We start from the raw sequence: 22,630 nt of genomic DNA, 5'->3' as shown, positions 1-22,630 counted from the left end.
TCCGCCTCTAGGTTTTCTTTGATTCGAAGTACGCAACACACGCTTTTCCAAATGCCATGAACAGTCGCCTGCTCAGGAGATCGGTCGAGACGTGCCATTCAGGGTGCCATTGCACGCCGATTTGCAGCGTCGGCGCCCCGATGACAGAGGCTGCTTCAACCAGTCCGTCAGGCGCCCATGCCTCCGGCTTCAGCGCGGTGGCAAGCGCCTCTATGCCTTGATTATGCAGGGAGTTCACTTGCGCTTCCGCTGCGCCCGCGATCGGAAAAAGCGCACCGTCGGAGCATATCCTCACGCTGTGCGCAGCATCGTACTGGCGGTCTCTTGGACGATCCGGTTTCTCGGCATGCATCAGGGCACTTCCCAGCCTCCACTCCACAAGCGATGGATGGAGTGTGCCGCCGAAATAGACGTTGAGCTCCTGAAGCCCCCGGCAGATCCCCAAGATCGGCATTCCGAGCGCGATGGCCCTATCGATGGCTACCGCAGACAGCCTGTCCCGTGGGCGGTCGCGGATACCATCCTCAACGTCCTGCTGATCGGCTCCTGGATGGGACGCAGGCGCTTTCAAGACGGCCGGATCAAGATTCGATTCATCTCCTGTCAAGACGAGGCCGTCGAGCGCGTCCATGATCGCCCGGGCGGGCTCGCCCCTCGCATCTTCAGCGTCGATCGTCGGCAATATGACGCAGGCTACCCCCGCATGATGAAGGAGCGCCTTGACGTATTTGCGTCGTAGCCAGTCGCGATGCACGCCATCGACCAAAAGTCGGTTCGAGGTGATGCCGACCACGGCGCGGGCTTCGTCTGACAGTTGCACAGTCACGCCACCTGCCCCTTCGCATGGCCATCGGCCACCGACTGCTCATACAAGCGTCGATTTCGCTCCTTCAACTGAGTCATAACACTGGGTTGACCTTGCGGCCCCTTGACGAAGAGCCCTCCCCAGCTCGCGGCAACCTTTGCGTAACCCGGATCCTGCATCCGGATCTTCTGGGCTTTGTGCAAAAGCCAGAACGGGATGCCCGGCGACAGGTGATGCTCGAGGTGGTACTCATCCAGATTCTGTCCAAGGATGGCGCGCTCGAGGAAATTCCCTTTCCGGTTCCTGGTCAGATAGACGTTCTTCGTTTCGGTCTCGCACATCGGCGAGTGTTCGGCGAGTTCGACAAACCACCCGAGAACCTGAAACGTGGTGAGATAGGGCACGATCCAAAACAGGATCACGATGTGGAGCAGCCCAAGCGCATATGAACCGCCCAAGATGCTGATCCAGAAGAGATAGAAGCCATACTTGTCGACAAGGATGCCTGAGCGGCTCTGATCCTCGGCATCCGTGATCGAAAACCGATTGGTCCAGAGATACTTCAGATAGGCCAGTGTCGCCCCACCGAATATCGGCTTCCAGATGATATTGAAGGCGTACCGCTCGGGAGGCTGGACGTCGTAAACACCATTGGTCATGAAGAATTTCAGGTCGGGATCCTTCTCCGGGTCGCCGAGATACGGATGATGCAGATAGACATGCGAGATTCGGTAGGCCCAGTGGCGCTGGAACAGGGGATAGGCGGCGAACAGAATGCCGAGGACATAGTTCCAGGTCGTGTTCTTCGCGAGCGTACGGTGAGCCGCATCATGAGCGATCGTCGTCAGACCGCGCTGGTAGGCGCCGATCAGAAGAACGGCCACCGGGTACAGCCACCAAGAGACGCAGACCGTCGCGAGCGTGCAAGCGGCAATTACAGCGTAATCTTTGGCGATATAGACCATTCCCGTTACATTGTCGGGCCTCAGTTCTGAGAGTTGCTTGTTGATCTCGCGGCTGAACTGAACCGCTTCATAACGGGACGACCTCAGTTTCCAAGCGTCTGTCTGATTCATGAGAACCTCTTCCTGATCGCCTTACAAGTTGTCAGATTGCGGAAAGCGCTCCGTCCAGATCGCGCACGATGTCGTTGACGTCTTCGATGCCGACGCAAAGCCGGATCGAACCGCCAAATATGCCGGCGGCTTCGCGCTTCTCCCGCGGAACGGTGGTGTGGGTCGTCGAAACAGGATGCGTCACGAGCGTCCGGGCATCCCCCACATTCGAAACGTGATACATCAGGTCCACGTTCTGGATGAACTTGCGCCCGGCCTGTTCGTCCTCCACCTCGAACATGACCATCGCGCCGTGTCCGTATGCGGGATTGAGCGTCTGGTCGACGGTTTCCCGGTCGGCTCCTTCGAACAGCCCCGGGTAGAAGACACGACGTACTTTCGGATGCGCCTTAAGAACGTCGGCCACGATCCTGGCGTTTGCGCAGTGCTGCTTCATGCGAAGGGGCAGCGTTTCAAGGCCTTGGATCAGCTGAAAGCTCGCAAAGGGGGCAATGGCCGCGCCAGTGTCGCGCAACCAGGTCATGCGTGCCTTCAGAAGAACCTCGCTTTTTCCGAGATCGTCGACGTCTTGCAGCGCGTTGCGCCAGATGATCCCGCCATGCGCTTCGTCAGGACTGTTGAACAATGGAAAGCGAGAGGCTCCTCGGTAGCTGAACTTGCCGTTGTCAACGATCAGACCGCCCAGCGTCGTGCCGTGGCCGCAGATATATTTCGTGGCGGAGTAGGTCGTAATCGCCGCACCGAGATCTGACGGCCGACATACCAGCGGGGTCGTCGTATTATCCACAACCAAGGGAACGCCGTGCTTTCGGCCGATCTCAGCCAGCTGTTTGACCGGAAGCGGAATCAGACAGGGGTTTGAAATCACCTCTCCGAATAGGCAGATCGTGCGGTCATCGATGGCACGTTCGAAAGTCTCCGGTCTGCGAGGGTCCGCCGTCCTGACGCTGATACCAAGACGCTTTAACGTGTTGTGGAGCAGGTTCCACGTATTGCCGTAGAGGTACGGTGAGGCGACGACATTGTCCCCCACTTCTCCGCTTGACAGGTTGACGATGGCAAGGAACGTCGCCGCTTGACCCGATGCGACCGCGAGCGAGTCACGTCCCATGTCGACCGCGGCATACCTTCTTTCCAGCGCACGGGTCGTCGGATTGATGATCCTGGTATAGGTGAACCCATCCGCCTTGACGTTGTAGACATCCGCAATGTGATTCAGATCGCCATCGAGTTCATAGGCCGTGTTCTGATAGATCGGCACTGCGACAGCTTTGGTCACCGGATCACGTCGGTAGCCCGCGTGCAGAACAGCAGTTTCGGCAGAGAACGGAAGCTGCGAGGTCCTTGCGGACGGCGATGACGTCTCGATGCGGCGCTCGCAAGCCTCGCGGGCTGACGCCGCCCCCGCGCAAGGAACCGGACCGGACCGAAAGTATGTACGAAAGGCGCACCCCAATTGCTCGATCCAACTGGGTTGGATCTCGCCAATGCAACCGACCCGAAAACTCCGCGTCGCCAGGTGCAACTTCGAGTAGATGTAAAGGTTGTGGGCCGCCAAATGGCGATATAGCCCGTCAAATCCTTCCTGATCGGCGATGCCGGATGGCGCACTGAACGCGACACAGACCGGCGACTGCAAGTCGGCAGACAGCAGGGGAGACACTACCCCTTCGAGTTCTTGGACGAGATCGTCTCTAACCTTCTCATACCTGCGGCGCCGGGCATCGATGCCTTCCTCCTCCAGAATCTCCAAGGCCCTCGTCGTTGCCTGAACGATGTGGGTGGGCGGGGTCGATCGCCACTCACCGGAGCGCTCGAGCGAGAGCCATTGGTCTCTCACGTCGAGCACAAACGACCTCGGTTCTTGGACCGCGTTTTTTAGCAGCTCGCGAGACGCGATGACAAAAGCGACCCCTGGCGGCCCTTGAATGCACTTGTTGCTCGACGTCACCAGGACGTCTATCCCACCGCGGCTCAGGTCAATATCGATCGCGCCAAAGGAGCTCATGCCATCGACGATCGTCTTGATACCACGCCGCTTCGCCTCTTCAACGATCGTATCCAGCGGATTGACGATTCCAGTCGTCGTCTCGCAATGCACGAGACATAGGTGGGTAATGCCGGGATTTCGGCTCAGATGCTCAGCAACTTCTTGGGGGTCCAAGGGCTCGGTAGCTCGTTTGACAAGCTTCAGCGCGTCGACGCCCCACAGCCGCAGGATCTTGAAGATGCGCTCGCCATAGATGCCGTTTATGCAAACGAGCGGCTTGTCGTCCCTGGACACGAACGAGGACAGAGCGGCTTCCATTGCAAAGGAGCCGCCTCCCTGAATAGGGACTACGGAATAATCCCCGGCCTTTCCCAGCAGATTGAGCATCAGCCGCCTCATGCGGGCGGTCACTTCCTTGAACTCGCAATCGCGCGATGCGAGATCGAGCTGCATCTGGCTCCTGACCGCCAGCGACAGCGACAACGGACCAGGCGTCAACAGAGAGCGCTGTCTTGTCACACTATTCCCCTTAAGTTGTATTCGTCGACGAATCTGGAGCGGTGCCGCGACTTGAGTCACCTTGCGTGCAGCCCCCTCGCGTCATCTGCTATTGGGCGAAACGCCATCGGCGCAGACGCGCTTCGCTTGACGGCTCATCGAAAATTCGGCCGATCACGACATGCACATCAATCCGCAGATGCAGAGCGATGCCCGCAAGGCGCCAAGACCCCATCGATATCATTCAGCTCTCCCAGGAATTCGCTCTGCCGCCGCATTTGCGCACCGAGGCGACACGAAGCGCAACTCTTATCCAGCCGCCTTGCATGCAACGATCGAGCGCCTTCAACATCTTGCCTAGCAAGCTAGACGTGTCGGCTGATCGGCTTACGGCCGACCTGTGCCATTCAGGCGAACGTTGAAGTTCAGATAAAAGTGCACGTCTGGCCGATCGCGCGCAGATGTCAATTCGCGCGTGGCGCCCGTTATGCGTGCCGCTGCTGACGCGCCGGATCCTGCTGAGCCCGAGGCTTGAGACATTCGCATACTGTCACTCGCTGGAGAGTTCGGGACGTTGACGACCTTTGCCGTCTATTTTCAGATCGTACAACTTGACGTTAGGTGCGTTTCAACCCTCTTCCGAACTCTTCTCATGTTATTTTTTTTCTAACGTGCACGTCCGCGCGGAGCGATAACCGAGGGCTGGCAGAAGATTGCAGGGATCGGCGGCGAGCTGGCTCAGAGTGTCCACAGTGCGACTTCAGGGGTGAGGACGTTCTGCCTGCGATGATTTGGCTCGATTCACGTCGCGCCCTCGCCGAACTCCAGATCGGGATACGAGTTATCCGCCTTTGCTACTTTCCTTGAAGGTCGATGCCTTGGAAGTGCCTGCCACCGCTCTACATGCCCGCCATCATGTCATCATTGCGTCTGAACGGGGTACCCTGTCTCGTCCAGTCAGGCTTTGGCTTGCGATTGGCGGGACCTTTTGCAGCGATCAGCTCGACAACTTTTGCTGAGCCCCGCTGAGCAATCCGCCGAGTGCGGGGCGAGCCATGCGAACAGATCGACGTCGTTGCTGTCTGCAGCAATGCTGCGATGATTGCCCAGCGTTGTCCGCTGTCGTGGGCCGGAGAGAGGCTATTTCTTTCTCGCAACAATTTGGGGCCTGATACCGCGTTAGCCCCTCGTCGCCGAGCTCAATGCTGCCGTTGGTGGAGGAAACGCTCGAAGAAGGCGCGGCGCGCCCAATGCTCCCTAGATATGAGGCATATGCTTACGTGGGGAGAATAGTCGAATGCGATCTGACGCATTATGCGAACGGAAGGTGGTGATGACCAAAATGCTGCGTTGGGATGTCGCCGGAGCACCCGGGGACGATGGAGCTCACCACCAAAGAGCAGGTGAGCGTGAGGGACTTCGAAGCCTGTACGTAACGTGCCCTAAAATGCTGGCCTAGGTACTGGCGGGACGCTGAGACAATCGCCAACGCTGCCTGCACCGCTTGGTCTTTCTCCTCGTAAGGAATTCTGGCCAGTCAGAACACTCCAGCCGAATTCACGCAGTAGAACTTCTATACTGATCAGATCCGGCACTAGACCAGGTGAGTTGCACGGTCTTCTGATCAGACCAGCACGACAACCTTCTGAAAACCGACACTTTTCCCGATCTAGATCTCCTGAAACAATTCGTCCAGATAGCGCACCAAGCGCTCGTGCCTGGGTCTTGCCAGGGATCTTCCAGCCGCGGTTTGGAATCCCGACGCCAGCTTGAGCAATTTGGTGTCGAAATGATCGACTGCAAATTTCTTGTCGTCATGGGGACGATTTCGACCGCGAGGATCGTCGACGTCATAAAGCGACCGCCTCAGCCTACCTGCAAGGTGAAAGCATCGAGCCACCCCAATCATTCCGATTGCGTCTAACCGATCGGCGTCTTGAACGATTTTTGCCTCTAACGTTCGAGGAGGCACGTTTGCGGAGAAGCTATGGGCCTCGATTGCATGCGCAACGGCCTCGATAGCGCTTGCCGAGAAGCCTTGTTCCCTCAGCAACTTCGACGCTTTATCGGCCGCGTGCCGAGATGCTTGAAAACGAAAGGGAGACTCCTTCTCAACCGCTGCGCAGTCGTGAAGAAGGATGCTAGGAACCAGGATCGTGAGATCGCCGCCCTCGATCGCCTGTATTGTTCGCGCGTTCTTCCAAACTCGTAGAGTATGGCTAATGTCGTGCGAGGCATCGTCCTCCCGTGGAATATGAGGAATCAACTGGCTTGCAAGTTGCTCAAGCGGTGCGAAAGCGCTTGCGATCGTCTTGGGGGTCATGATCGAAACTTTCACTGACCGATGGGTTGCTGCCCTTCGCATCCGTAGCAGCCTCGACAGGCTTGCTGGACGCTCCGCACGGCCAGGCGTGTCAACACAATTGGATCCGAATTGCCTTGTGCGGCTAGAGTTAGTACTTTTTCGGCGATGCATGCCTTCAACGAAGACGTCCGCCTTGCTTCGGGCACCGTCGCGACGGCATCATCCAGAACACCTCTCAACAAAGCACACTGTTTAGCTTGCGGGGTCATGACGCTAATCCACCAAGGAAGCTCTGTCCGACGTCAGCTTCGGCTCGCCCAACCAATGGTCCCTAGAAAGCCCCGTGGAATTTGAGTTCGATGCGCCGGCTTCAATGAGCGGGAGTAAGTCTTAGGCATGACCACCGAGTACAAGAAATATGATTCGGCAATGTGACAGGGTTCCAAGCTACGGATATTCGAGGTGTATCTCGCCGAGTGAAACCGTGCGTCGCGAACGTGCGTATCCCCGCTGCGCTACTCGCAAGCGCTGCAGACGTGCACGCCGGGTTCACGACGCGCCCGTTCGAAAGCCGACACAGCATGAGGTGCGGAAGCGCCTCGTTTTGCTCCTCGTCGTCGTTATATGACTAACATGGCCCGTTTTTGCCAAGCTTAGGCACGGCTTGGAGAAAGCCCCTTCGTGACGCAACTCGCACGAGCGGCGCACCGCCGTCGGTGCGCTTTCCTTGAGCACGACAGCCCGCACCTCTTTGAGGTCGGACCGTCTGGCACGCGAGTTGCTAGGAGTGTCGCGTGGACTTGGCTTCTCATACATTTCACGCAGCCCCCGAGATGGCCAAGTTCAACAAACGCGGGCGGCCTCTCCCGGCCGCCCGCACGCCTTTCCGTCTGCGCATCGACGGCTCGCTAAATGGCTTTGGAGAAGTCCGAAGAGGCGCGTAGGAAATGGTCTCAGGGAAAGACCGCAACAGCATTGTGCTTTCCGCTTGCAAAGCTTGAACTCCCTGCCCAAATCGTCGCCTGATCCGGTTCGTTGCAGGCTAACTCCGCGTTCCTTCATGGACAACCAGTTAAGCCAGTTGCGAGAGCATATTTGCGCGGCCGCGTCGTCATAGTGTCTGCGTGACCAGCTCGAGCTGAAGCGCGGCCAGAACGCTGATGCCATCGCGGTGTTCGATGGCCTCGCCCGCAGCCTGCGCGGCTTGTACCAGGGCGGCCTCTTTGCGTTCGGTCATCAATTTGTCAGCTTCGATCTGAGTCAGCAGCTTTTCACGCTCATCCGTCGGGAGCGCGGCAGCATCGTCGCTGTTGGTATCGATCAATTCGTTCACCTTCTCGGTCAAGGTGTCACGAAGGACCCAACAGAGCAGCCCAATTACATCGGGAACCTGACCAGATGCCCTGCCCACAACCCGCGTGTCCGCACCGAGGACGACAGCCGTCAGATCGTGCTCCTGGAGGATGAGCGGCCATTTGATCTCACGCGCGTTGTCATCAATCATGGCTAAGATAGACGGCGCTCCACGTTCCGCCAGTCGTGCGATCAGAACCGCCGCGTCTTGCTTCTTTGCCTCACTGGGAAATGGCGCACTGCGAATCCGGTGCGCATCGGCTTCGAGCTCGCCAAGACGCAGGCGCAAGCGCTTGAGAGCCTCACTGATCGGCTCGTCGAGCCCTAGAATCTCCGACAGCGCGATTTGGGGGATCGAGGTAAGACGCACGCCCGACCGCAGGCCACTGCGAGCCAGAAAGGCCCGGCAGCGTGATGCCAGGCTCTCGCAGTTCCGCATACGGGCGGCAGCAGTCGCCTCCCGACCGATGAGGCAACGCAACTTTTCAGCGAATCCGGCGGCTTTCACGTCCAAGTCACGGATTTGCGCTGCCTCCTTGTCCGCGACGGGGCCGCCGGCGGTGCGGGCCAATATCAGCTGTTTGCGGCGGGTCTCGACGCGGTGAAGCTCGGCACGAGTCGCTCGCATTTCCTCATCAAGCGGCGACCACGTTGAGCGCGCGTCCCCTGCACGATCCACAATCGCCTCGAACCGCCGCCGGGCGCCCTCATCGGGCAGCAAATCGATAGGGTCGATTTGAAAGCAACTTTTGCAACCTATGTCGTCATTCACGCGTCGTCTCGCAGCGGTTATGTGTCAGGTACCCCGGTTTCGCTGGCAATGATCGTAGTAAGCAATTTTTAATGCTTCCACCGCCGATTACCGTCAGCGCAGATTCCAGCGCGATGATCCCCGGTTGGAGCGCTGACGGTACGGCGTCCTTGGTTTCAGCGGCCCCAACCGTTCGCCCGCAGCGCTTTCGTATACGGAGCATTTGAATCTCTCGCGAGTTGGGCGCAGGTCGATTTACGAATCTAACCGGACCTGAACCGGATCTGGAACGAAGCGAAATCATGAGTGGGGTGGTCTTGTCTCCGCGCAGAGAGTCAACCGCCAACAGCCGCTGAATTCCCATCGGCTTTCTATATCTGAGACCCCTGCCTCGCCCTCGGGCGGCCGTACCCCATCCGTTTGCGTTACGCGTACTGCGCACGGATCTCCTGTGCGGCCGCGGCGATCGAAAGGTGAGATATAGGCAAATCTCGCCCAAGATCGTACCCGCCGCAATGACCCAGAATGTCCGAGCCGGGCGCCGGCCGGGCGATCGACGGGCCGCACGACAACCAGTCCTGGGCCATCGCCGACTCTGGCGACTGCATTTGGCACGCTGAGCTGAAATCCGAATGGAGGTACCGCGGAAATTGGGAGTTGGGCCATGACTGAATTAGTCGGAGCCGCGATGGCCGCCCCTGAACCTCTCGTTTCCGCCCCCGATCAATGTGTTTAAATTGGATTCGGAAACTCGGGTCGTCGAAACAGTAACATGCTAGGCGAGGTAGCTGACGAAAAGCTGACGCGCAGCACGCTAAGCGTCTGGCGCCGCTTTTAGGAGCCAAGCTGCCGTGATCGCCAGTACAGCGTTCTTGCGTGACAGCAGGACGGCGGGTGCGGTATCGAGCTTCGGGTCGATCTCGAGAACTGAGAATATCGCTGTGACAGCTGATCCTGCTGCCTGCTCCGTCTTTCGATCAAACTCTCGAGCGCTCGAAACTTCGTGGCCGAGCTGCGCGATCTCGTACTTTATGTCAGGGCGCTGGAGTATCTCGTACAGGTTTCAAACTCCAAGCGCTGGACTGCAGCCAGCCGATGCTGGCGATGCTTCCGCACCTGTGTTCAATTCCCCGCCGCTTCAGCCGGGCTGACGTCGTCATCCAATCTCGGTAGCCACAGGTTTGATAAGGGGAGCCACGCCATACGCGCAAGAAACAACGTGAAGCGAAAACTCAAGTTACTGGAAGTCGAACTTCTTCTCTGGCCTTTGTCCTGGCGTCGTAGATCCTGACCTGGAGCATCGGACGGCGCTTCTTGAGCTCCTGCGCTCCTGCAAAGGCCCCATCTCTGGTCGCGAATTCGGTTTTCAATTGACCGTCGATTTCGAGCACATAACCAGAAGCGGGCAATCGACGTGTGGACGCGACCATTTTGTTCCTTAGAGCATGAGTCCATTGATGCCCGTGCTTAACCCGAGTCGCCTTGGCCGGGCCAGCGGCTTGGTGAGGGGCACATCTTGCTAAATCGACGGTGAGATACGAGGTGATAGGTTCGACAACCACTAACCGCCAAGAATTTCGCGCGCCGCCAAGACATCGATTACAGCTTGGGCCATTTGCTCAGGCGTCTGCTCCATGGTCCTGAGATGAATTTCAGGTCTTGTCGGCGCTTCGTAGGACGCATCGATGCCGGTGAAGTTCTTGATCTTACCGGACTTCGCCTTTGAATAAAGACCTTTGGGATCGCGCCGCGCGCATTCTTCGATCGGCGTATCGACAAAGACTTCGACAAACTCCTCCTTACCGACCAGACTGCGCACCATATCTCGTTCGGCCCTGTGAGGCGAGATGAACGAACAAATTACGATCAAGCCACTGTCCGCCATCAACTTTGCAACTTCCCCGGTACGCCGAATGTTTTCCATGCGGTCGGTCTCGGAGAAGCCAAGGTCCGCGTTTAATCCGTGCCGCAGGTTGTCTCCATCCAACAGCATGGCATGCCGAGACATTGCAAACAGCTTTTGATCGACAATATTGGCAATTGTCGACTTTCCCGCGCCAGGCAGGCCGGTAAACCAAATGATGCAAGGCTTCTGGTTCTTGAGAGTGGCCCGCTCCTTGCGTCCCACTGCAAGGGATTGCCAAGCGATGTTGGCAGCTCGCCGCAGTGGACGTGCGATCATCCCGGCTGCGACCGTGCGGTTGGTATATCGGTCGATGACGATAAATGATCCGGTCTTGCGATTGACCTCGTAAGGATCGAACGCCGCGGGCAATGCGGTTGAGACATTGCAAAATCCGATCTCGTTTAGGCCAAGCGTCCTGGCTGCCAGGTGCTCCCGCGTATTGACGTCGATCCGATGATTTATCGCAGTAATGCTGCCGGCTGTGGTCTGCGATCCAATGCGCAGGATGTAGTTGCGTCCGACATCGAGTTGGTCCTCATCCATCCAGATCAGATGAGCGGCGAATCGATCGGCGAGTTCCGGTCGCTCGGTTGGGCATGCCAGGAGATCGCCGCGGCTGATGTCGATTTCGCTTTCAAGAGTAAGCGTGATTGCATCGCCCGCCTCGGCGCAAGGTAGATCGCCGTCTTGAGTTACAATCCGCCTGACGCGCGCGGTTCGTCCGGATGCTGCGACGACGATGTCGTCTCCCACCGAGATGCTTCCTGAAGCTACGGATCCGGCGTAACCTCGGAAATCCAGGTCCGGTCGGTTCACCCACTGGACCGGAAAGCGGAAGGCCTGCCGGGAGCTGTCGGAGCAGATCCCAATGCTCTCGAGCTGGCCGAGCAGGCAGGGACCATCGTGCCAGCGAGTGTTGCAAGAGCGGTTGACGACATTGTCGCCGTACCTGGCAGAGATCGGGATCGGGACGATCGTATCGAAGCCGAGATCTGCGGCAAAGCCCACATAGTCGGCGACGATCCGATCAAAGGTCTCTTTGCTGTAGTTGACGAGGTCGATCTTGTTCACTGCCAAGACGAGATGGCGGATACCAAGCAGCGAACAGATGAACGAGTGCCGCTTGGTTTGGACCAGCACGCCCTTGCGGGCATCGATGAGGATGATGGCGAGCTGGGCATTTGAGGCGCCAGTTGCCATGTTGCGGGTATACTGCTCGTGGCCGGGTGTATCAGCCACCATGAACGAGCGCCGCTCCGTCGCAAAGAAACGATAGGCTACATCGATCGTGATGCCTTGCTCTCGTTCGGCTTCAAGCCCGTCGACGAGCAGCGCGAAATCGATCTCACGGCCGGTAGTGCCGTGCTTGGCGCTGTCTCGTTCCAACGCCGTCATCTGATCCTGGTAAATCATCTTGCTGTCATGCAGCAGCCGGCCTATCAGCGTGGATTTCCCGTCATCGACCGAGCCGCATGTGATGAATCGCAGCTGGTCCTTTGGCTTGGCTTGGATAGATTGCGTTATTGGTTTGGCAAGCATCAAAAGTAGCCTTCCCGCTTCTTCTTCTCCATCGAAGCGGCTTCATCGGCATCGATCAGGCGGCCCTGACGCTCCGATACTGTCGCGGTCTGCATCTCTGCGACAATGTCTTCGATCGTTGTCGCATCGGATTCAATGGCTCCGCTCAACGGATAGCATCCCAGCGTACGGAAACGGGTCATCCGCATTTGCGGCGCCTCGCCGGTCAGAAGCGGCAATCGCTTGTCGTCGATCATGATCATCGCGCCATTTCGACGCACGATCGGTCTTTGCTTTGCGAAGTAGAGCGGGACGACCGGAATCTTCTCGCGCATGACATATTCCCAGACGTCGAGCTCAGTCCAGTTCGACAGTGCAAAGACGCGCATGGTTTCGCCCTGGCGAATCCGAGTGTTGAATAGATTCCAGAGTTCCGGCCGCTGGTTACGAGGGTCCCATACGTGCCCTGCCGAGCGGAAGGACAGAATCCGCTCTTTTGCGCGGCTCTTTTCCTCATCACGTCGGGCACCGCCAAAAGCAGCATCGAATTCGTGGAGGTCGAGCGCCTGCTTCAGGGCGTCTGTCTTCATCACCTGGGTATGAAGCGCGGAGCCGGAGTCGATCGGATTGATCCCGCGCTCGATGCCCTCCTTGTTTACATGGACGATTAGGTCGAGGCCGAGCCGCTTGGCTGTGGCGTCCCGGAAGTTGATCATCTCGCGGAACTTCCAGGTCGTGTCGACGTGGAGCAGGGGAAAAGGCAACTTAGCGGGAAAAAAGGCCTTGATCGCAATGTGCAGCATCACGCTCGAGTCTTTTCCGATCGAATAAAGCATCACCGGCTTTTTGAACTCGGCGACCACGTCACGCATGATTTCGATCGATTCAGCTTCGAGGCGGCGCAGATGTCTAGGCAGCATATGTTCTTTTCGATGCAGGATCTCTGTTCTTCGCCGTTCTACGGCTGCAGCCCCGATGAGATACCGGTGGCGAAAAAAGCTGCTCGCCATGACGCACGGCTCGCTGCAAGGTCAAGCACGAGTGCAACCGGGAACCGCAGACCGGAGTGCATTCCACCGCTGATGAGGTCTAGCCTGCGCCAGTCATCCGGCGCGCAGACCAGCTCGTTGCGGGCTAAGTTTGGCTAAATAAGCCAGCGTGTTTTGATCGCAAGCATCCAGATCACCCTAAGACACATTGAGGGCCTGCTCAAGGCGCTCGATCTCGCCGCGTAAAATCTGGATGGCCGCGTCGCGATTTTGAATGGCATCCAATCCCGCAGCGCGGTCAGCTTCTGAGGCCAACAGCACGTGTTGCAACTGGGCCACCATTGAGTCCACCGGCCGCAGATCCTCCTCGACCTTGGTGCCCGACAGATTTTGCGTGTGCCGCACTATGGAGCTGCCGGATGCTGAACGAACGCTCTTTGAAATTTTCGGACCGGTGTCGACTGGCTCACCTATTTGAGATGAGCCGGATAGTACTCCTGCCTTGCCACTGCGCAAATCCCACCAGGTCTGGAATATCCGACGATAGAGTTCGGTTACCTCTCCTCCCCTATCCACCACTCCGGCTTGCTGTGCATGCAGCAGCTCCTGCTCATATCCGAGTTCTATCAAAAGTTCGGCGCCGATCAGATCGGTCACCGTTTGCATCTCTTCAGCGCTCAATTGCGATTGCCATGCTTTGACAGAGCTTTCGTCGACCGCGTTTCGCTCCAGGATTTTCCGGTCTCCGAAGCGGCTGGATCGAAGATAATCTGCCTGTTCCATTCCCGCGGATGCGGCAACCGCTGAATCACAGCCAAGCGCCACCAACAGGCGCCGGATCTCCTGATCGGGATGCGCCACGAGCAGTTCGTATTTTATTAGCTGCGTCCGCGGCCGAGTGCGGTGCGCGGCGAGCCTGGGAAGGCCCAGAACCAGATCGGCGAGTGACGATATGACGACATCGGGCAGGCGGAGCATGAGATCAGCGAGAGCAGATACGCTGACCGGGTGGGAGTTTTCTGCCCGGAGCGGGATACCCCACGTTGATTTCAGTGAAGCGGCGATGGCATAAGGATTGCGCATCAGAAGGATGTGTGGTGCTTCTGGATAGACCGCTTCAAGAAATTCCAGCGCCGTCCAGTAACGTGGTGTCTTGTCTATGATGATGCGCTTGCCCGCTGCCGCCAGATACTGGCTGTACGCATTGTCGGCAAAGGCCCGACAGACCAACGTGCGATCTATCCGTCCCAAAAATTCGGATGTGGCAGCCTCGATCAGCGGGGATCCTGCCGGATGTCGCTGATCGACCCTGCCAAATGCCTCAAGTGCCAGCATAAACCAGGGCTCAGGCGGAGCCACAATGTCAGGCTGGTGCTGGAGCAAGTGCGCCAGGAGAGTCGTCCCGGATCGAGGGAGGCCGAGAAGAAAGCACACCGCAGGCGAATGGTCAAAATAACCGCTCATAGTTCAGATCCTCATGCTTGAAAAGCGCGCCTCGCAGCACTCGTTCGATTGACCGAATAACGGCCGGCCGTGAGATCGCGTGAGACGGCCACTTATGCAGCACGTATCAACCGAGAAGATTTTCGCTTGCAATTGATCGTGAGAGCTGTTGCGTTCGACGGATTAACGCGATTACAGAATCATTTCGCTGTCCCCGTTGCTCACAGTTACGACGAAGTCAAAGGTCAGCTCAACTCTACGAAGATTGGCTACCGACATGGGAAGGTTGGGAAGAATTATACGGACGTTTACCGGATAAATCCCTGCGCCGTAGCGACGTTGTTACATCGCCGACGTAAGAAGGCGACATCCGCCTCCGTGATGCTCGGCATGCCGCAGAGAAATTCAGCAGGAGAGCAGACAGGTCGGCGAGTGAGGCAGGAAGCAGACCAAAATCGCGGCTATCTGATCTGGCAGGCGCATCGAGCCGACGGCGTCCAACATCGACCCAACGCAAGTGGCCGTGAATGCCGCTGCTGGTCTTCAAGCAATGAGCGGGGCTCCCGAGCAGCTACGGCGTACCTGCCCCATCCGTCCGAACCGTACCAAGTATTTGATTCACCTACTCTTACGGCGTTGTACCTACTTCCAATTCGCGCTAAGGGAAGCCGGTGAAGGATGGAACCTGACCTACGATGCCGCCGGATTTGCCCGGTCTAGCCAGCGCGCTTGAAAGCGTCTCTACTGAGGGACTGGAGACGATCCGGCCGTTCATCTGGGAGATCAGATCGATCAGTGCCTGTCTCGAAGAGCTCGCCAGATGCCGAGCTCATGTGCTTGGCATCACTGGGCCACAGTGGACGATCCTGATGGCAGTGGCCTACTTAGGCAAGGAAAATGGTGTCTCCGTCAACGTGGTGTCAAAGTTGATGCACGTCGACCCTTCGTTCGTCACGACCCACTCAAAGGTACTAGAGAAAAGTGGATTCCTGCGGCGTAAGCACTGCGCGAGCGATGCTCGGGTCGTGCAGATGACGCTGACGGCCAAAACTCGCAAGCGCCTATTGACTTTGGCGCCGCAACAGCAAGGACTGGACGAGCTCGCTTCTGATGAATTCGGGGTAAGCGGATCAAACGAGTTCATTACCAAGCTGGCCGCGGTCAGGCATCGTCTGGAGAAGGTTCGCCGTGAGAGCGTCTCCGGCCTTCCGAAGACCAAACGCACGACCGTCAGAAATGACGCTCCGTAGCCATGTCAACGCTTCCAGTTTTCGAGTCTTTCTTGAAGCAGCGTGGACGAAGGTGGTTGTGGTCCGTTTATACGGCCGAAGGTGCCCGCGTGATGACGGGTTCAGGACGCAGCCGCTCCGCCGCCAGCTATCAAGCCAACCGTGCGCTGTTTCTATTGCTGCTGGGCGCACCGTATCGCTCCGAAGCTCGAGCGAACCGGCGGGCGCGGCCGGGTACGCTTACGCCCAAGCCGTAGCCCCCCATGATCTTCGCGTAATACCCACTCGCAAGATTACTCATCGGCGATACTATTAGCCAATGCCCCCTCGGGGGGCGCGTCCTGATTTTAAAGACCTACTCTAAAGGCCATTACGCAACTTTCTCCTTGGTCGGCCGAGAGGAGCCGATCACAGTAGCAACAAGACAGCTGAACTTAGCACTTAGGCAAACCGGCCAAGAAGTGCGTATAGGCTCAGGCAACTTCGTGAGTAGTCAGGTTTGCGAGATGGCAGCAACTACCAGGCTCCTTTCGAAACCTCATCAAAGCTCGGGGCCCGACCGCAATCCTGAAGCTGTAGCGAGCACGTGAGTGAAATGCTCATCTCTCTGCAAATCTCAATCCTGCGCCCCCGCAAAATCGCGAGCGGACCGCCGATCACGGACACACTATGCCGGCGAACCTCCTTCGAGCAAGGGACCGTTGGTGTCCTAAATGATAAGCTCTTCTCGGATCAACCGCTGGAACTCCGCCACCTCATCAGAGCTGATCGACCGCACAACCAAGGCGCTCAGAGCCTCTGGCAGGAACACACCGGGAAGCAGGCCAGACGTTCACTAAAAATGCAACCTGTACTCACCGAGCACACAGGATTCGAAACTTCGCATTATAGCGCTTCAACCGCCCTACATTCTCGGTATCAGCAGCAACGATCGCGGCAATGAAATCAAGAGAAATCCACTGGGCTCGAAGTTTGTTCCTTCAGGAGCTGGGCTATATTCATTCAACTGGGATCACTGCGCTTAAACAGCGGGGGCCAGGCAGGATTCGAACCGCATACCGTTCCGCGGAAATCCGCGAGGCGCAGTTGCGACACAAATCCAACAGCCAATAAGGGCGGCCCGGGAGCCGCCCTACTGACCAATCACCAGCACAGCCCATAAGCTAACGCTGATGTCCCAATCCGATGCCAAGATGCAGGGCCTTCTGGCGTAGCGCACCGACAGAGCGTTTGGTCATTTTTGATATCTTTGTGACCGGCGTTCGAGCCTTTGAATGAACCTTGAGCTCCTTGATATCTGCCTTGGTCCACTCGCGCCGCTTAACGCGTTTCTTGGTTGCTTTTTTCACAATGAATGCTCCTTTTGAGAGGAGCGGCTTGTAACATAGTTTTTTCAAAGCGACGACCGTAAAAAAGAGGCAACATAGCACTCGCGCAAAGATGCAAGCTCGCTCATATGTTCAGAAGACAATATCTCAGGTATTAACGACGGCTGCCCGGTTGTAACATTTTGTGGAGGTTTGGTATCAAGAGACTTCGCCACGAGTTGACGAATGCAGCTCTCCTCATCGACGTACGTTGTTCGAAACCAAGCAGGTTATAGCAAGTCGCTGAAAACTTTTGACAAGCGAATTGCGATTAGTCCGAGAACTGCTCAGGTTCGAGGTTTGTATCGATCTTAGAGGGATCAACCATGCAAGTCCCTGTGAGACACCGTCGCGATCTCCTATAATGGTCGCTCCCGCCACAGTCGGCAAGCTGATCGTCTAGCTGCAGAGTTTCGTTTGCGCTGATCGAGGCAACCGGATCGGATCTCGTCTTCCATTGCGCGACCTCGACAACCTATCGAAGTGGTACAATCCTGTCGCGTGAACAGCTTTCATTTTTCTTGACGTAGCGCGAGAGCGGCAAAGCCATCATTTGCACTCGCAATGATCTCTTAGAAAGAGAGATTTCGGACGACGTCGATATCGACGGCCAGCACTTTTGGCTCCAGTCGCCACACTCGTCCAAATTCGAGCGTTCCTCGTTGTCCGACGGTCGACCTTGCCGGAGAATGCGATATCGCCGGCCCGATTGATTACGCGATCGAGATAGCGGTGATCGATGAGACTGCAGCTAATGGGACGTCGTGCGCGAGGCAGCGGCTGAAGCCGCGACTGCAGCTATCGTGGTCTCGGACACACTGCTCGCCATCGATAGCCGGACAGACCATCGAGCAGCCTTTGTTGATCATGGAGCGCATTGCATCCCTCAACAAGCTGCTTGCTGTCCGACTTCGCGACTCGCATGTTCTCGCCAGTTACGGCGGTGGGCCGACTGGATGCGCGAGCTAGCACTCGCGTGGACAGCGCTGACGACCGCTTCCACGAATGTCCTGGTCCATTTTCACTATCTGGATCGGCACCGACGGCTCGTTGGGCTCTTCATCGGTGATTGCGCGCCAAGCCGCCCCGTCGAGATCGTCATACTGACCACTCTTCAGCGACCACAGAAAGCCCAACAGGCCGAAGAAGCCGAGCGAAAGAGCGAGCGGAACCAGATAGACCAGGACTTCCATCAGGCCGCCTCGCTTCTTCGTGCCCGTAGCGCATTCAACATGACCAGTACCGACGAACCTGACATAGCCGCAGCGGCAATCAGCGGCGTCACCAAGCCGGCGATCGCAATGGGCACAGCCAGGAGGTTGTAGACGACAGCAAGCCAAAGATTCTGCCGCATCAGTCGCAGCGCCCTGCGCGAGCCTCTGACCGCCGTCATCACGGGCTCGAGACGCTCACCGAGGAAGACCACATCAGCGACTGCCTGGCTCATATGGGTGGCAGTGACAGGCGACATCGATGCATGCGCTGCAGCGAGCGCGGGCGCATCGTTCAAGCCGTCGCCGACCATCAACACCTTGTGCCCCTGCCTGGTCAGGTCTTCGATCCGAGCGACCTTGTCCGGCGGCGAGACGTTGGCGCGCCACCTTTGAATGCCGAGCGTCTCGGCGGCCCGCCGGACAGCTGGCTCACGATCCCCCGAAACGATCTCGACCATAATACCAAGGCACGCGAGGCTCGCGACGACCTCGGCTGCGTCTGGCCGTATCCGTTGCCGGACGGCAAAGACGTGCCTGACGTCGCCATGGCTGAACGCGACGACGGAGGCCTCGGGATCACGGCACAGGATCTCGTTCGCGAGGCTGTCGGCACCGCAGAAGGCGGGGTGGCCAAGTCGGATCGGCGCTCCCTCATAGTAACCGTGGACCCCTCGCCCGGGCTCCTCTTCGATATCGGCGAGCGGCTCGCTTGCACCGGCAGTTCGTGCGACGGCGGCGGCGATCGGATGGCGGCTCGCCAGCGCGAGCCGGCCTGCCAATTCGATGACATGGTGGGGAATAGTAGCGAGGTTGGCGACATCGAGCTCAGGCAGCGTCAGCGTACCGGTTTTATCGAAGATCACTCGGTCCACCTGCGCAATACGCTCGATCGCATCCCCCGCATTGAGCAGCACGCCGGAACGGAATAGTGCGCCGGAGGCCACGGTCTGCACCGCGGGGATAGCCAGGCCCAGCGCGCAGGGGCAGGTGATGATCAAGACTGCGATCGCGATGACGACCGAGTCATGGAAGGCGGCGCCGGAGGCCAGCCAACCAAGCATCGTCAGCAAGGCCGTAGTGTGAACGATGGGCGCATAGAGCCGCGACGCGCGCTCGGCGAGGCGGAGATAGCGCGAGCGCGCTTGCAGGGCATGATCAAGTAGCCTGGAGATCTCGGCAAGCAGTGTGCCGTCCGAGGCCGTCGCCGCGCGGACGCGCAGGGTGCCGGATCGGACCAATGTGCCGGCGAACACCGCGCTGCCTGGAGCCGCAATCGCCGGCAAGGTCTCGCCGGTAACGAGGCTTTGATCGACCTCAGAGTGTCCCCCGATCACGCTGCCGTCGACGGTACAGCACTCGCCGGGTCGGACCAGCACGATATCTCCCGGTTTGATCGCCGCCACAGGAACGGTTCTGATTTCGGTAGGACTTATGAACTTCGCTGCAGTTTCCGCCTTTAGTGCTGCAAGGTTGCTGGCGAAGGCGCGGGTGCGCCGCCTCATGTTCTGGTCGAGATAGCGGCCTGCGAGCAGGAAGGCGATCAACATGATTGCCGCATCGAAATAGGCGTGCTCGGCATGAGCGATGGTCTCGATCAGCGAAGTTGCCAAGGCGAGCAAGATCCCGATGCTGATCGGCACGTCCATATTGGCTCCGCGTGCTCGAAGCGCCGCAAAAGCGGAAGAGAAGAACGGTTGCGCACAATAGGCCGCCGCGGGCAGGACGATCAGCGCGGAAAGCCAATGAAAGAAGTCGCGCTGCTCCGGCAGCATGTCCGAGACATTTCCGGACCACACCGGGATCGACAGCATCATCACGTTCATCGCGGCAAAGGTGGCGACGCCGAGCCGTCGCAACAAGCTCTGCGCCCTTTCCGCCTCCAACGTCTCCGCATTGTCCCGCTGGAAGGGATACGCCCTATAGCCTAGTTCGGCGAGCCGCTTGACAAATAGCGCTGGATCGAGCGCTCCAGCCTTCCATTCGATCACCAGCCGGTTCTCGGTAAGGTTCACGCGTGCCGAGGTCACATCCGGAATGCTCGACAAATTGCGCTCGATCTTGCCCATGCAGCCCGCGCAACTGATGCCCTCTACCGCGAGGTCGAGTTGGACGAGGTCCGCGCCCGCCCTTTTCAGAAAGTGAGAAAAATCGATGTCTTTCTGCATGGGGCATGTACTCTCAGTTCAAGACGACGCGATTTTTCGATACAAACATGCGGCGGCCACCGGCGTCGCCTTCGATCACGAGATCCCACTGCCCGACGGCGACGCCCGAGGCGCTGCCCCGGAAAGTTCCAACATCGGCCTGCGAGACATCAATCGCCCGATCGGCCCGGCGGTCGACCGGGCGCTCGAGCCGGGCCATGAAATTCACTCCAGCGACAGGCGCGCCCACGCCGTCGCGCGCTTCGATCGCAAGCACAGCTTCATCGTCCGACCGCCGGTGGATATGTACCTGTACATGCCAGTTTCGTTCGTTCTGCTGCCGTGCCGCGATAATCTCACGCTCATAGGCGAGGCTGGCGCTATAGGCGCTGTCGACCTCTGTCCCCGGCAAGGTCATGATGGCAAAACGCATCATGACGATATTGGCGCCAATCACGACCACAAAGAAGGTGAGAAGAGCAATCAGGACGAAGCGTCCGGTGATGGGCCGCGCGGCGCGAATTGATGCGGTCATGGTCAGATCCCGGCAGTGATCGTCAGGGAAGAACGAAATGATCCGTTGCGGAGGCGACCTCGCCAAGGCCAATGTCGGTGACCCGAAACCTCACCGGCATCGAGTGTCCTGACTTGTCGTCAACCGGCGCTGTCAGCAGCACACGCAGTTCTGTCGTAGTATCGCGAGCCAAGACGATCATCGGTCGATCCACGGTCACCGAATCGGCGCCGACGACGTGGACGGACGTTTCCGTTGGGCCATCGACGTCGATCGCGATCACGCGATCGAAGCCGCGCTTGTTGAGCAAGCGCACCGTATAGCCGTTGCGAACCGAACCGTCGCTGAGCTTGACCGCCACGGGATTACGGTCGTGTAGGATGCTGAGATCGAGCAGAGTTCTCGACGATAGCCCATAAAGCATTACGGCGCAGACGACCACGATCAAAGAAGCATAGACGAGCGTGCGCGGGCGTACCGGCTTGAATAGTTCCGGCTTGCCGTCCATCCGACGCTGAATATTGATGTCGTTGTCATAACCGATCAAGCCCGTGCTGCGCCCGATTTTCCTCATGACGGCATCGCAGGCGTCGACGCACAGCCCGCATTGGATGCAGCCCAGCTGGGCGCCATTGCGGATGTCGATTCCGGTCGGGCAGACCGCCGCGCATTGATTGCAATCGATGCAGTCTCCGGCCCTTTCGCCGCGCGCGCGCAGATCGAATGATTTCTTCAATGAGCAGCGCTGCTCGCCGCGATCGTATTTGTAGGTGACATTGAGGGCCCATTCATCGGTGAGCGCGGCCTGGATGCGCGGCCAAGGACACATATAAACGCAAACCTGCTCGCGCATGTAGCCAGCCAGCAGATATGTCGAAGCGGTCAGGATCCCGATCCAGATATAAGCAATTGCTGGCGCTTGGAACGTTGCCAGATCGCGCACCAAGGTCGGCGCGTCGGCGAAGTAGAGCACCCAGGCGCCGCCGGTCCACCAAGCGATCATCAACCAGATCACGTGCTTCAGCACGCGCTTCGCCGCGCGCCCCATCGTCATAGGGCGTGCGGCGGCCTTCAGCCGCTCGCGACGGTCGCCCTCGAGCCAGCGCTCGACCGCATGGAACAGGTCGGTCCAGACCGTTTGCGGACAGAGATAACCACACCAAATCCGACCGCCCAGCGCGTTCATCAGGAACAGTGCAATGGCGGCAAGCACGAGCAAGCCGGTGAAGTAGTAAAGCTCCTGCGGCCAGAGCTCGATGAAGAAGAAGTAGAACCGCCGGTTCGAGAAATCGAGCAACACCGCCTGGTCGGGAGCGCCGAGGCCACGATGCCAACGCACGAATGGCAGCAGATAGTAGATGCCCAGACACACCACCATCAGCCGCCATTTGATGGTGCGGAAAGTACCGCGGACGCTCTGCGGATAGACCTTCCTACGGGCTACATAGAGTGGTCCATCCTCGTCGATCACCGGGTCATCGCGCGAAACGGTCTTGTTCATGGCATGTTTCATGACGACCTTACATCG

General features: G+C 58.3%; 14 protein-coding genes. 1 reads left to right on the top strand and 13 read right to left on the bottom strand.

Annotated elements, in window-relative coordinates:
• Positions 1–7: 7 nt before the first annotated feature.
• From J6525_RS23165 to noeE, 8 genes are all read right to left on the bottom strand, one after another.
• Positions 8–826, bottom strand: coding sequence for a gamma-glutamyl-gamma-aminobutyrate hydrolase family protein (locus J6525_RS23165; RefSeq protein ID WP_225646437.1), 819 nt, complete (start codon positions 824–826; stop codon positions 8–10).
• On the bottom strand, positions 823–1,881 hold the full coding sequence (rtxC, locus tag J6525_RS23160; RefSeq protein WP_225646436.1) for a dhydrorhizobitoxine desaturase: 1,059 nt from the start codon (positions 1,879–1,881) through the stop codon (positions 823–825). The genes J6525_RS23165 and rtxC overlap by 4 nt, the downstream gene beginning before the upstream one ends.
• Positions 1,882–1,912: 31 nt before the next feature.
• On the bottom strand, positions 1,913–4,324 hold the full coding sequence (locus tag J6525_RS23155) for a 2-aminoethylphosphonate--pyruvate transaminase (RefSeq protein WP_249796151.1): 2,412 nt from the start codon (positions 4,322–4,324) through the stop codon (positions 1,913–1,915).
• A 1,714-nt stretch (positions 4,325–6,038) separates the two neighbouring features.
• Positions 6,039–6,692, bottom strand: coding sequence for an HD domain-containing protein (locus J6525_RS23150; protein WP_225646434.1), 654 nt, complete (start codon positions 6,690–6,692; stop codon positions 6,039–6,041).
• A gap of 1,093 nt (positions 6,693–7,785) precedes the next feature.
• On the bottom strand, positions 7,786–8,799 hold the full coding sequence (locus J6525_RS23145; protein WP_225646433.1) for a hypothetical protein: 1,014 nt from the start codon (positions 8,797–8,799) through the stop codon (positions 7,786–7,788).
• A gap of 1,540 nt (positions 8,800–10,339) precedes the next feature.
• Complete coding sequence (cysN, locus tag J6525_RS23140) at positions 10,340–12,223, bottom strand: sulfate adenylyltransferase subunit CysN (RefSeq protein ID WP_225646432.1); 1,884 nt, start codon at positions 12,221–12,223, stop codon at positions 10,340–10,342.
• Positions 12,223–13,122, bottom strand: a complete 900-nt coding sequence (cysD, locus tag J6525_RS23135) for a sulfate adenylyltransferase subunit CysD (RefSeq protein ID WP_249796153.1) — start codon at positions 13,120–13,122, stop codon at positions 12,223–12,225. The genes cysN and cysD overlap by 1 nt, the downstream gene beginning before the upstream one ends.
• 267 nt (positions 13,123–13,389) lie before the next feature.
• The gene (gene noeE, locus J6525_RS23130; RefSeq protein ID WP_225646430.1) at positions 13,390–14,655 is read right to left on the bottom strand and encodes a nodulation protein NoeE; all 1,266 of its coding nucleotides are present in this window, start codon (positions 14,653–14,655) and stop codon (positions 13,390–13,392) included.
• A gap of 674 nt (positions 14,656–15,329) precedes the next feature.
• Here noeE and J6525_RS23125 point away from each other — a divergent pair.
• A complete protein-coding gene (locus J6525_RS23125; protein ID WP_225646429.1) occupies positions 15,330–15,884 on the top strand; it encodes a MarR family winged helix-turn-helix transcriptional regulator in 555 nt (184 codons plus the stop codon).
• Between the two features lie 1,142 nt (positions 15,885–17,026).
• Here the strand turns inward: J6525_RS23125 and J6525_RS23120 are convergent.
• The 5 genes from J6525_RS23120 to ccoG form a co-directional block, all read right to left on the bottom strand.
• The gene (locus J6525_RS23120; protein ID WP_075968370.1) at positions 17,027–17,212 is read right to left on the bottom strand and encodes a hypothetical protein; all 186 of its coding nucleotides are present in this window, start codon (positions 17,210–17,212) and stop codon (positions 17,027–17,029) included.
• Positions 17,213–18,195: 983 nt separating this feature from the next.
• Positions 18,196–18,423, bottom strand: a complete 228-nt coding sequence (gene ccoS, locus J6525_RS23115) for a cbb3-type cytochrome oxidase assembly protein CcoS (protein WP_225646428.1) — start codon at positions 18,421–18,423, stop codon at positions 18,196–18,198.
• Positions 18,423–20,609 carry a heavy metal translocating P-type ATPase gene (locus J6525_RS23110; protein ID WP_225646427.1) on the bottom strand — a complete coding sequence of 729 codons (2,187 nt, stop codon included), beginning with the start codon at positions 20,607–20,609 and terminating at the stop codon, positions 18,423–18,425. Before J6525_RS23110 ends, ccoS begins: the two co-directional genes overlap by 1 nt.
• A 13-nt stretch (positions 20,610–20,622) precedes the next feature.
• Positions 20,623–21,123, bottom strand: a complete 501-nt coding sequence (locus J6525_RS23105) for a FixH family protein (protein WP_225646426.1) — start codon at positions 21,121–21,123, stop codon at positions 20,623–20,625.
• Positions 21,124–21,145: 22 nt separating this feature from the next.
• Entirely contained in the window at positions 21,146–22,603 is a 1,458-nt protein-coding gene (gene ccoG, locus J6525_RS23100; RefSeq protein WP_225646425.1) for a cytochrome c oxidase accessory protein CcoG, read from the bottom strand.
• Between the last annotated feature and the right edge of the window lie 27 nt (positions 22,604–22,630).

The sequence above is a fragment of the Bradyrhizobium australafricanum genome (assembly GCF_020329495.1).
In the GTDB taxonomy this organism is placed as follows: domain Bacteria; phylum Pseudomonadota; class Alphaproteobacteria; order Rhizobiales; family Xanthobacteraceae; genus Bradyrhizobium; species Bradyrhizobium australafricanum.
The sequence above is the reverse complement of the archived record's forward strand: the minus strand, read 5'-3'. Positions and strand labels throughout refer to the sequence as shown.